The following is an 11977-nucleotide window of genomic DNA, read 5'->3' as shown; positions in this document are numbered from 1 at the left end:
ACATGTTAACTATGTTTAACTTCATGTCGAAAAAAGGAATTACATTTACACTATCCGCGGTATTAATGATGGGGACTTTGGTTGGTTGCGGCGCAAAAACAGAGACAAACAATGCAGCGGCAACAACAGCACCAACAACAGCAGCATCTGCTTCAGCAAAACCGAGCGAAACACCAAAAACAGAATTGAGCGGTACAGTAACAGCTTCTGGTTCCAGCGCACTTCTTCCATTAGTTAAACAAGCAGCAACTGAGTTCATGGAAAAGAACCCTAAAGTAACAATTAACGTTACGGCTGGTGGTTCAGGTACAGGAATTAAAAACGTAGCTGACGGTACATCCGACATCGGTAACTCCGACGTTGAGCCAGCTGCAGAATATAAAGATAAAGGTCTTGTTGATCACCAAGTAGCAATCGCGCCTTTCGCATTCATCGTTAACAAAGATGTGAAAGTAGACAGCGTAACGAAAGCACAAGCTGCTGACATTTACATGGGTAAAATCACGAACTGGAAAGAAGTTGGCGGCAATGACGCGAAAATCGTTCTTGTTCACCGTCCAGATAGCTCAGGTTCCCGTACACTAGTTAAACAAATTATTTTGGATAACAAAGATTTCACAAAAGACGGTATTACACAAGAGAACAGTGGAGCTATGAAAACAGCGGTTGTTGGTCAATCCGGTTCCATTGGTTATGTGGATACACCTTACATCGATGACACTGTAAAAGCATTGAAACTTGATGGCGTAGCTTTCACAGAAGATAACATCAAAAACGGCACTTACAAATTGTTCGGTGTTGAGCATATGTACACAAAAGGTGAAGCGAAAGGTGCTACTAAAGCATTCATCGACTACATCTCCAGCAAAGAGTTCCAAGCTAAACAAGTTCGTGAGTTGAAATTCTTACCAGCTGATTTGTTGAAAAAATAAGCATTAGATGAAGAGCGTCTGCATAAATATGCGGCGCTCTTTTTTTTTAGGGAGTTAGCTCGCTGCGCGGCGGGTGAAGTAACTCCGGCTAGGGGCGATGGAGCACCGCGTTAGCCGTTGGGACAGCGAGATACACGAAAAATTCGAGTAACAGCTCGCCCAAGAGCTCTATCGCTGCTCCAGCACCCAATAGTTCGAAATTACCGAATTAATCGCACCGTACGCATCATCAATTCGTATTTAGTCACAATCTACCCAACTATATCTCCCAAAACATCCTCCACCAACAGAAAATGGCTGAATAGTTCGGAGGAACCTGACTAATGCTCCTTTTTTAGGAGGAATCCTCAGTTTAATTAGGGAAAATCGGACTAAAGCAAACACAGACGGAAAGGCAGAGTCAATAGCGCGAAATGAGCGCTAAGAGGAGCTATGCCGCACCCTGCAGCCGCCATATTTCCGCGCCTCCAACTCAAAACTTTTACATTCCCTTAACAATTCATTTACGATCCAATGACATTCATATTCTATGATAATAGTAAGTCCTGTGTATTGTAGAGAAAGGGGAATCACGAAGTGAATTCCATAGTAGATCAACTAACCAGCGCCAAAGCGGATGAAAAGAATCGTCCAGTCATCACCAAATGGACCCAAAGACAGCATAGACAAGATAAGATAATGAGATGGTTGTTTGTAGGTAGTGCTGCTTTAGTGTCTGCCATCATTTTCTCTATTATTATTTTCGTAGGGATGCAAGGCATCAAGACCTTCCAAGGTGTAAGTCCGATAGAATTTTTCTTCTCTACAGATTGGACGCCTGGCTCAAATAAATTTGGAGCATTTCCATTCCTGTACAGCACATTGTTAATGACATTAGTGGCAGTCGTTATATCCGTTCCGCTCGCCTTATCTGGTGCTTTGTTCATGGCCAAAATCGCCCCGAAATGGATGCGTGAGATCATGCGACCAGCAACCGATTTATTCGTGGGCATTCCGTCAGTAGTTTACGGTTTGATCGGGATGACTGTCATTGTACCTGCCTTAGGTAAAATAACAGGTGGCATCGGCTACGGAATTTTACCCGCGGCAATCATCCTAGCGATTATGATCCTACCTACTATTCTGTCCATTTCGGAAGATGCAATTCGTTCACTTCCTGGTCGTTTGGAAGAAGCTTCACTAGCATTGGGAGCAACTCGGTGGCAAACCATGTGGCGTGTACTCTTGCCAGCGGCGAGACCTGGTATTCTTACAGCGATCATTCTAGGGATGGGCCGCGCGATTGGTGAGACCATGGCAGTATTCATGGTAATCGGGAACTCTCCGCAGATGCCGAAATCGCTACTCGACTCGACAACGGTGTTAACAACAGCAATCGTCAAAGATATGGGGAATACCAATTACGGTTCAACATGGAACAATGCGCTTTATCTGATGGCTCTGCTGCTCCTTGTCATCTCCTTATCCCTCATTCTCATCATTCGTATTGTAGCTAAGAGGAGTGAACTCAAATGACAAGTAAAACAACAGACCGCATCGCAACCATCTATTTCTGGTCATCAGGCATAGTCATTATCGGCATTCTGGCATGGTTCCTGATTCGCATTTTAGGCGATGGCATCCCGCACTTATCCTGGCATTTCATCTTCGGTAAGCCAGAAGAGATTAAAGCAGGCGGGGGTGTAGGACCACAGCTGTTCAACTCGTTTTATGTGTTGTTCCTTTCACTCATAATCTCGATTCCGATCGGTTTATTTTCAGGTATATACCTAGCCATCTATGCACAAAAGAATTGGTTCACGGACCTTGTCCGAATTTCCGTTGAGGCCCTTTCTTCCGTTCCTTCTATCGTGTTTGGACTTTTCGGATTTTTGTTATTCGCGAATTTACTAGGGCTTAAATTTTCAATATTAGGTGGCGCGGCCACAGTTGCACTTCTGAATTTACCTGTGATGGTGCGGGTTACGGAAGAAGCTATTCGAACGGTACCTGAATCCTACTGGGAAGCAAGTTTGGCCCTCGGCTCAACGAAATGGCAAGCGATCCGCAAGGTGCTTATCCCAGCTGCTCTTCCTAGCTTGATAACTGGAATTACACTAATCGCAGGGCGCGCACTTGGTGAGTCAGCGATCCTAATTTATACAGCTGGTTTGTCCGTTTCTAGGTTCTTCCCTGATTTCAACCCACTCAAAATGGGAGAGACCCTGTCCGTTCATCTCTGGTACATCGGTGCAGAATCACTTGTTCCTGATGCGAAAGAAGTCGCAAAAGGAAGTGCTGCTTTACTACTAATCGTTGTCCTCATCTTCAATCTGCTAGTTTCGATACCAAGTCGAATCTTACAAAAAAGACTTTCCGGGGGGAAATAACACATGGCTATTGCGACGAAGTATAAAATTAGAGCAGAGAAACTAAATTTGTTTTATGGCGAAAATCAAGCTCTTCACAATATCGATCTGAATATCGAAACGGGATCTATTTCCGCGCTGATCGGCCCTTCGGGCTGTGGGAAGTCAACGTTCCTACGTACCTTGAACAGAATGAATGACCTGATTGATAGCGTGCGAATCACAGGTAACGTAGCTGTGGACGGCCATAATATTTATGGTGCCGAATCTGATGTTGTTTCACTGCGCAAACGTGTAGGCATGGTATTTCAACGTCCAAATCCGTTCCCTATGAGCATTTACGATAACATCGCTTATGGTCCGCGGATTCATGGCACGAAGAAAAAAGCAGTGCTGGATGAAATTGTAGAACGTAGTCTCGTACAAGCCGCACTTTGGGATGAAGTTAAGGATCGATTGAACAAATCCGCGATGGGATTATCCGGTGGACAACAGCAACGTCTATGTATTGCGCGTCTACTGGCGGTAGAACCAGATGTGCTGCTCATGGATGAGCCGACGTCGGCCTTGGATCCAATTTCAACGTTGAAGGTAGAAGAACTTACACAAACCTTAAAAGAGAAGTATACGATCATCATCGTGACACACAACATGCAGCAAGCAGCGAGAATATCAGATATGACCTCCTTCTTCCTTAACGGTTATTTAGTTGAGACAGACCAAACCGATAAGATCTTCACGAATCCGAATGACCAACGTACTGAAGATTACATTACAGGCCGATTCGGATAAATCACATAGAGGGAGCGATAGACATGGATGCAAGACCGGGATTTCATCAATCATTAGCACTACTGCAAAAAGAACTTCAGCAAATGGGAGAAAGTGTAGAGGAATTAATTTTTAAATCAGTGGAATCCCTGGCCAATCTAGATGAGAAAGCTGCTACACAAGTCATTCAGAAGGATGATCTCATCGATGATTATTTAACAACCATCGATGAGCTGTGTTTGCGATTAATAGCTTTACAACAACCCATGGCGAGTGACCTTCGTATCATTGGGACGGCTCTGAAAATTGCAACAGATTTGGAACGTATTGCGGACCATGCTGTTGATATTGCCAAGATTACGATTCGGTTCGCGGGCGAAGAGTTGGTAAAGCCGCTTGAAGTCATTCCGCAAATGGCCGAAATTGCTATCGAAATGCTGCACGAGAGCCTTCTCTCCTATACCGAACGCGATGTACATAGAGCGGCATCGCTGGCTGAGAAGGATGACCGAGTAGATAAGCTATATAGCACGGTCATGCAGGAGCTAATGGGCATGATGGGAACGGATTATCATCGGAATCGTCAATTGACCCATTTGTTATTTGTTGCCCACTTCTTAGAGCGTGTGGCAGATCACACGACGAATATCGGCGAGGGCGTCATCTATATGGTTACTGGGAAACGTAAGGATCTGAACGTGTAACTAAGTGAACAAAAGGACCATCCCCACCTAAGTAATTCATCTACTTGGGGGGCGGTCCTTTTTTATTTGGACTGAAGCGGGAAGCGAATTAAGAAAGTGGTGCCTTTTACGCTGGAGCTCACTTCAATCGTTGCACGATGCCTTGCTGCAATGCTGTAGCAGATTGCTAAGCCAAGACCGGTTCCTTCATCTTTGGTGGTGAAGAAGGGTCGACCTAACTTCTCTAAGTGTTCGGTTTTGATTCCACTGCCTTGATCGGCTATTAAGAGAACGACATGTTCAGTCTCCTGATAGGTTTCGATATTTAAGGTTCCGCCAATCGTCATCGCTTCGAGCCCGTTCATACACATGTTCAAAATAAGCTGTCGCATTTCTTTGTCGTCTAGTTGTATCTCCGGACAATAACCAAATTGGCCATTAACATGTTTACCTGACATAACCGCTTCTGCTTGAATCAAAGGCAGCAAACTTTCAATGATCCGATTGATATTCTCAGGGCGCTGATGGGATTGCTTATTTTTAGCAAGGGAAAGGTATTCCGTGATGATTTCGTTGGCGCGATCTAATTCTTCTAACATGATGGGGATGTATTCTTTTTGCATATGGCGATCGTTCTCTTGAAAGAGTTGAAGGAAGCCTCGGATGGTTGTCATCGGATTCCGTATTTCATGCGCGATACCAGCGGCCATTTCCCCGACTAGATTTAACTGAGCTAAACGTGCCATTTCAGTTTCAAAACGGAGACTTTCGGTAATATCAACAGCAACATGGAGCAAACAGTTTTCGTCCTCGATATCGATAATCTCTGTTGATAACAAGGCTGTACGAATGTCACCAGACTTTGTGACGTAACGGACCTTCTCATTTCGGACGATGTCGCCATAATTCGCTGCATTGTCGAGCTCATCACGCATGAGATTCAAGGAAGTGCCAATTACCTCGTCACCGTAGCCTGTGTGCTGCTTCCAGCTCTCATTTACTTCCAGATAGGTAAGATCAGGCAGTCGTCGGATGGCCATTAAAGAAGGGGAGAGGATGAACATTTTTTTGAAATGTTCTTGGGAGTTCATAAGCTTTTCATGGGCATCCACAAGCTCAGAGGTACGTTCTTCAACCCAATTCTCAAGAAGTAAGTTTTGTTCGATTAATTTTCCTTCGGCTGCCGCTAGCTTGCGATTCGTTTCTTCTAAATCCAACGTGCGTTTATGTAAAAGCTCACTCTGAGCCTTTAGCTTCTGATGGTTCAGATGCATATTGACGAAGCCATCGACCTTCATGCGCAGCATTTTGGGATGAACAGGTTTAAATAAATAATCTATCGATCCCACATGGTAGCCTCTCAAGACATGCTCAATTGAGGTACTCAGGGCAGTTAAGAATATAATCGGGATATCTTGACAAGCTTTCCGTTGCTTAATTAACTCTACAGTTTCAAAGCCGCTAAGTCCTGGCATCTGCACATCCATCAAAATAACCGCAATATGATCGGCAGGTTCTTTCAATAAATAGCGAAGTGCTTCCTCCCCTGATTGTAAAGAAATAACGTCATAGGAAGAAGAGGCAAGAATACTATTCAACGCCAGCAAGTTTTCATAGCGATCATCTACCGCCAAGATTTTCACTTGTTGTTCCATCGCTTGTCCTTTCTGCACGAGATCTGCGATAAGCACCTAACAATCTATACCACACCTTTTCGAGGAAAAAGTGAAATTCCCTCTTTTTTCTTTAAAGTCTTTACATACATTTTACATAAGGTTAATCAAGCCTATCATTTGGTTTGATAGAATGGTCATACATGATGAAATAGATGAGGGATGATGGACATGAATGCTCAGGCAGATGTTGCAATACAGTTCCAAAAGCTGATGGATGATCAACGTATTTTTTCCGTTTATCAGCCGATTGTTTCGCTGCGGGATGGTCAAGTGATGGGATATGAGGCCTTAACGCGTGGCCCCGTCGATTCTCCGTTCCATTCCCCGTTAGGGTTGTTTCAATATGCGGAACAACAAGGCGAACTGTATCGGTTGGAACAGTTGGCACGCGAGAAGGCCATACAAGGCTCCATATTGGAGCATAAAGAGCAGCTGCTGTTTATCAATATTTCATCACACGTATTAGAAGACCCAGGATTCGTACCAGGCAAAACGTTAGATATCTTACAGAAATATGGACTTAGCCCAAGTAATGTGGTTTTCGAAATTACGGAAAGAAGCTCCATCGAGGACTTCTCGCTCGCCAAAAAAATACTTGCGCATTACCGGACACAAGGCTATCGAATCGCAATTGATGACGCGGGAGCAGGGTACTCTTCCCTTCAAGCGATTGCTGAACTGCAGCCGGATTTTATAAAAATTGATCGCTCACTGATTGAAGATATACATAAGAATAAAGTGAAAGCGTATATTCTCGAAACCTTCGTTACTTTTGCCCAGAAAATGAACATCGCATTGATCGCTGAGGGGATTGAACAGATAGAGGAACTGGCGAAATTAACACAAATGGGTGTGCATTACGCACAAGGATACCTGCTCGGCAAACCCGCCACCTCACCAGCTCGGCTGCAAGATACGCATAAAATGATCATCTGGCAGTATCGCAATGTACAAGGAGGCAATATGACGTGGCATATCGGTGGGTTGAAAACGCCTGTAGGCGTGTTCCATACGCAGACAATGATTTCAGAGATAGCAGATTACTTTAAGAAGAATCAAGAAGCCGTCGGGGTTGTCATCGTACATGACGAGAGACCAATGGGATTAATGATGAGAGAGCGCTTGTTTCAGCATTTGGCGGGGCAATATGCCTACTCCTTGTACTGGAACCGGACAATTGATAGCGTGATGGATGCGACGCCGTTGATTGTTGACGAGCAGGTGGCTGTTGAGCAAGTATCCCTTCTAGCCACATCCCGTGCTATTCACCATTTATACGATCTTGTCATTATTACGAGTAATGGGAAAATGGCTGGCGCTGCGTCGATACGAACGATTCTGGAAAGTATTACGAATGTCAGAATGGAATCCGCTCGTGTGGCTAATCCGCTGACCGGTCTTCCAGGGAATTTACAGATAAATCGGGAATTGAGCAAACGAATTAATGAGAAAGAGCCTTTCCATGTCATCTATGCGGATTTGGATTATTTTAAGTGGTTCAATGATCGATTTGGCTTTCAAAAAGGAGACCAGCTTATCCAATACACAGCGGATGTGATGCAGCAATCGGTCGCATTTTATGGGACACCGTATGATTTTGTAGGGCATGTTGGAGGAGACGATTTCATTGCGATCTCTACGACCGTATCGCCGAAGCTGCTCTGTCAGGAAATCATTAATCGTTTTGAATTGGGCGTAAGGCATTTTTACGAGGGAGAAGAATGGGAGCATGTGGTGGATCGGAGTGGTGTACAAGTGAAGAGCGAGGGGGTCACGTTGTCGCTGTCGTTAGTCATGTGCAGTAGTGAATCCCCCATTGCGCTTGAGCACATTTCGCAAACAGCCGCCCAGTTAAAGAAGCAAGCGAAGGCGCATCAAGGCAGTATCTATTATTTTCAAGCATTGGGTTAATACATACGCAAGTAACGATATCTTACATACTGATCAGAAGGTATAAATCAATTGTTTAAATGAACGGACGATGATGACTTTCTGTTTCCCGATTCGCCTCTCCGAGATTTTCTTAATATTGGCCGGGTGAATCCATACCGCGTCCATTCCCGTTGAAGCCGCGCCGACCACATCGTTACGCCATGAATTTCCAACCATTACACTTTGACCAGCAGCCGTGCTCATCGATTTCAGGGCTTGCTCAAAAATCGCGGGATGCGGCTTTCGCGGACCATCATTCTCGGTCGTAAATAAACGATCCTGATCAAACCAGGAGGTTAGCTTCATCTTCTCCAAGTTGCGTTGCAATCGATTCCGATTGCCATTGCTGATGATAGCCAACTTATAGTGACGAGACAGCGCTTCAAGTGTATCTTCAACCCCCGGGAATAACGCGACGAAATTATCTTCTTTTTCTTCAATTTGATGAAAAAAGGTGCGTGTAAACGCGGTGCTTACTTGCATCGGAAAAGGGTGGAGCGCCTTAATTAAACAAATATGCCGCAGCTCGTCAGGCGAGATGGGGCTTCGGATAGGTGATTTACGATGGCGGCTCCACTCGGCTTTATAGCTATTCAGAGCCTCTTGTGCGGTCAGTTTCGTATCCTCCGTGTCCCATCTTGCTGTGAAATCCTGCATGACTTCAAGAAAAGCGGAATCGAAACATTGCCTGCGATCTAGAATCGTATTATTCATATCAAAGAAAATAACCTTTTTACGTGTGGGTGAGAAAAAAGGACTCATACGGAGAACCTCCTTCTGAAGACCGGACCATCTTAACTGATAAATCGTTGCAAGCAATCGTTTATTTGGGTTCCTTACATGTTTATGTAGGGAACCGTTTTTTTATTTTAATTTCGTATGCTATGATGAAGGAAGTATGTCTAAAATTGGGGTGGAACTTATGGATAAGCTAATTATTATTGATGGCAACTCAATTGCGTTTCGTGCCTTCTATGCGTTGCCGCTGCTCAGTAATTCGAGTGGTTTACATACCAATGCGGTGTATGGCTTCACGACCATGCTGCTGAAATTGATTGAAGAGGAAAAGCCAACCCATTTTCTTGTTGCTTTTGACGCAGGGAAAATTACGTTTCGACATAAAGAATATACCGAGTATAAAGGCGGGCGGGCGAAAACACCGACAGAGCTCTCGGAACAATTTCCTTTAATTAAAGAATTATTGAAGGCTTTTAAAATACCGCAATTCGAGCTGTCCGGCTATGAAGCGGATGATATTATCGGTACGTTGACGAAGGCCGCGGATGCGAAAGGGGAGAAAGTCCTTCTCGTATCTGGGGATAAGGATATGCTGCAGCTCGCTTCAGATCAGGTTACAGTCGCGATTACCCGTAAGGGGATCAGTGAAATGGATCTGTACAATCCCGAAGCGATCCAAGAAAAATACGGTCTAACGCCTAATCAAATTATTGATTTGAAGGGTTTGATGGGCGATACGTCCGATAATATTCCGGGTATTCCCGGCGTAGGTGAGAAGACGGCGCTCAAAATGCTCCATGACTTTGGCACGGTCGAAGAAGTGTTGGCCAACACAGCAAGTCTGAAAGGCAAGATGAAAGAGAAAGTGGAGGAGCATGCCAAGAGTGCCCTCATGAGTAAGGAATTAGCCACGATTTATCGTGAGGTTCCGATGGAAACCGCTTGGGATTCGTTCCGTTATGATGGCTTTGATGGACAAGCGCTATCTAGCATGTTTCGCAAACTAGAGTTCAAGTCGCTGCTGGAGAAGATGGATTTCGGTACTGCCAGCGTAGAAGCCGAAGATCTCGTCGTCGAGAGTCTGGAAGCCGTTGCGGTTACGGAAGCCAATATCGAGACACTGATTGCTCAGTTGGACGACCATGCCGCTATCCACGTGGAAGCTGTAGGTGAGAATCCGCATCAAGCCGTCATGGTTGGTGTTGTATGGTTCGTGGATGATGGGAGCGGGAATACCTCCTACTTCGTACCGTTTGCGCTGCTGCAAAGCAATGCGGGCAAGCCGCTGCGCGATTGGCTCAGCGATGCGTCGAAGAAGAAGCAGCTCTTCGACCTGCACCGTGCGCAGCTGGCGCTGGCTTGGCAGGGCATCCACCTCGCAGGGGTGGATTTCGACGTGCTGCTGGCCGCCTATCTCCTCGATCCGACGGAGTCGAATCTCAGTATGAGCGGCCTGTCTGTGAAATATGGTCTGCCTAACGTGAAGGCAGACGAGGATGTGTTCGGCAAAGGCGCGAAGTTTCGCCTGCCGGAAATGGCTGCGCTTAGCGACCACTTGGGTCGCAAAGCGATGGCGATGGCGCGCATGGTGCCCGTACTGCGCGATGAGTTAGAGAAGAGTGGTATGCACCACCTCTTCTACGAGCTTGAACTGCCCCTCTCCGGCGTTCTCGCGGAGATGGAGATGCGCGGCATCGCGGTGGATGCCGAAGGGCTTAAATCGCTCGGCGTGGAGCTTGGTAAACAACTGGACACGATCATGTCCAGCATTTACAAGCTTGCCGGCGTCGAGTTCAACATCAACTCACCGAAGCAGCTCGGTGAGATTCTATTCGAGAAGCTGGGTCTGCCAGCTTCGAAGAAGACCAAGACCGGCTACTCGACGGATGCCGAGGTGCTCGAGCGCCTTGCGCCCTACAACGAAGTCGTAGGGCAGATTCTCCACTACCGCTCGCTTTCGAAGCTGCAGTCGACGTACGTCGAGGGGCTGCTCAAAGAGGTGCGGCCAGAGACCGGTAAGGTGCATACCTATTACCGTCAGACCATTGCCGCGACGGGACGTCTCAGCAGCCAGTTCCCGAACCTCCAGAACATTCCGATTCGTCTGGAGGAGGGCCGCAAGATCCGCAAGGTTTTCGTTCCATCCGAACCAGGATGGTACATTCTCGCAGCGGATTACTCCCAGATCGAGCTGCGCGTGCTAGCGCACATCTCGCAGGATGAGAAGCTGAAGGAAGCGTTCCTTCAGAATATGGACATTCACACGAAGACGGCGATGGACGTCTTCGGCGTAGAAGAAAGCGCCGTAGACAGCAATATGCGTCGACAAGCGAAAGCCGTTAACTTCGGTATCGTTTACGGCATTAGCGATTACGGTTTGTCCCAGAATTTAGACATTACCCGTCGGGAAGCGGCGCAATTCATTGAACAGTATTTCGCTGTGTTCCAAGGGGTTCGCCGATATATGGATGACATCGTCAAGGATGCTCGCAGGGATGGGTATGTAACGACATTGCTGCAGCGTCGCCGAATGTTGCCCGAAATTACACATTCCAACTTTAATATCCGTTCTTTCGCTGAACGTACCGCAATGAATACGCCTATTCAAGGAACTGCCGCCGATATCATCAAGCTGGCCATGGTTCAAATGGCAGATCGTTTGGTAAAAGACGGACTGAAAAGCCGTATGCTGCTTCAAGTACACGATGAGCTTGTCTTTGAAGTGCCGGCAGATGAGCTAGAAACGATGAAGGCGTTGGTGCCTGAAGTCATGGCAGCAGCACTGAAGCTGGACGTTCCTTTACGTGCGGACGTTGATTTTGGTCTCACTTGGTATGATGCGAAGTAACAAGGAGCAAGCCGTATGTGCTGCGTACGGATTTAACAACTAGAAGGAG

Annotated in this window: 9 protein-coding genes; 7 read left to right on the top strand and 2 right to left on the bottom strand. The window is 46.1% G+C overall.

The window, feature by feature from the left end:
• Window positions 1-11 precede the first annotated feature (11 nt).
• The 5 genes from AC58QM_RS09455 (at window position 12) to phoU (ending at window position 4755) form a co-directional block, all read left to right on the top strand.
• The gene (locus AC58QM_RS09455) at window positions 12-932 is read left to right on the top strand and encodes a phosphate ABC transporter substrate-binding protein (RefSeq protein ID WP_497283319.1); all 921 of its coding nucleotides are present in this window, start codon (window positions 12-14) and stop codon (window positions 930-932) included.
• A gap of 576 nt (window positions 933-1508) precedes the next feature.
• On the top strand, window positions 1509-2447 hold the full coding sequence (gene pstC, locus AC58QM_RS09450; protein ID WP_497283317.1) for a phosphate ABC transporter permease subunit PstC: 939 nt from the start codon (window positions 1509-1511) through the stop codon (window positions 2445-2447).
• Window positions 2444-3301: a phosphate ABC transporter permease PstA gene (gene pstA / locus AC58QM_RS09445; RefSeq protein ID WP_497283315.1), complete on the top strand. Its 858-nt coding sequence runs from the start codon at window positions 2444-2446 to the stop codon at window positions 3299-3301. The genes pstC and pstA overlap by 4 nt, the downstream gene beginning before the upstream one ends.
• Window positions 3302-3304: 3 nt before the next feature.
• A complete protein-coding gene (gene pstB / locus AC58QM_RS09440) occupies window positions 3305-4072 on the top strand; it encodes a phosphate ABC transporter ATP-binding protein PstB (RefSeq protein WP_310500777.1) in 768 nt (255 codons plus the stop codon).
• 23 nt (window positions 4073-4095) lie between these two features.
• On the top strand, window positions 4096-4755 hold the full coding sequence (gene phoU / locus AC58QM_RS09435) for a phosphate signaling complex protein PhoU (protein ID WP_310500778.1): 660 nt from the start codon (window positions 4096-4098) through the stop codon (window positions 4753-4755).
• Between the two features lie 62 nt (window positions 4756-4817).
• On the opposite strand, the gene AC58QM_RS09430 is transcribed toward phoU, so the two are convergent.
• The gene (locus tag AC58QM_RS09430) at window positions 4818-6407 is read right to left on the bottom strand and encodes a response regulator (RefSeq protein WP_497283313.1); all 1590 of its coding nucleotides are present in this window, start codon (window positions 6405-6407) and stop codon (window positions 4818-4820) included.
• 171 nt (window positions 6408-6578) lie between these two features.
• On the opposite strand from AC58QM_RS09430, the gene AC58QM_RS09425 reads away from it, so the two are divergent.
• Entirely contained in the window at window positions 6579-8321 is a 1743-nt protein-coding gene (locus AC58QM_RS09425) for a GGDEF domain-containing protein (protein ID WP_497283311.1), read from the top strand.
• Window positions 8322-8354: 33 nt separating this feature from the next.
• Here the strand turns inward: AC58QM_RS09425 and AC58QM_RS09420 are convergent, their stop codons facing one another.
• Window positions 8355-9104: an HAD family hydrolase gene (locus tag AC58QM_RS09420; protein WP_497283309.1), complete on the bottom strand. Its 750-nt coding sequence runs from the start codon at window positions 9102-9104 to the stop codon at window positions 8355-8357.
• 160 nt (window positions 9105-9264) lie between these two features.
• Between AC58QM_RS09420 and polA the strand changes: the two genes are divergently transcribed.
• Window positions 9265-11928: a DNA polymerase I gene (gene polA / locus AC58QM_RS09415; protein ID WP_497283307.1), complete on the top strand. Its 2664-nt coding sequence runs from the start codon at window positions 9265-9267 to the stop codon at window positions 11926-11928.
• Window positions 11929-11977: the final 49 nt, after the last annotated feature.

This window comes from Paenibacillus sp. J22P165, assembly GCF_059692015.1.
The sequence above is the reverse complement of the archived record's forward strand: the minus strand, read 5'-3'. Positions and strand labels throughout refer to the sequence as shown.

Bases quoted from the DNA above. Each gene is read 5' to 3' on its own strand.
- AC58QM_RS09455 (WP_497283319.1), top strand. From the start codon at position 12: ATGTTTAACTTCATGTCGAAAAAAGGAATTACATTTACACTATCCGCG.
- pstA (WP_497283315.1), top strand. From the start codon at position 2,444: ATGACAAGTAAAACAACAGACCGCATCGCAACCATCTATTTCTGGTCA.
- pstB (WP_310500777.1), top strand. From the start codon at position 3,305: ATGGCTATTGCGACGAAGTATAAAATTAGAGCAGAGAAACTAAATTTG.
- phoU (WP_310500778.1), top strand. From the start codon at position 4,096: ATGGATGCAAGACCGGGATTTCATCAATCATTAGCACTACTGCAAAAA.
- AC58QM_RS09425 (WP_497283311.1), top strand. From the start codon at position 6,579: ATGAATGCTCAGGCAGATGTTGCAATACAGTTCCAAAAGCTGATGGAT.
- AC58QM_RS09420 (WP_497283309.1), bottom strand. From the start codon at position 9,104: ATGAGTCCTTTTTTCTCACCCACACGTAAAAAGGTTATTTTCTTTGAT.
- polA (WP_497283307.1), top strand. From the start codon at position 9,265: ATGGATAAGCTAATTATTATTGATGGCAACTCAATTGCGTTTCGTGCC.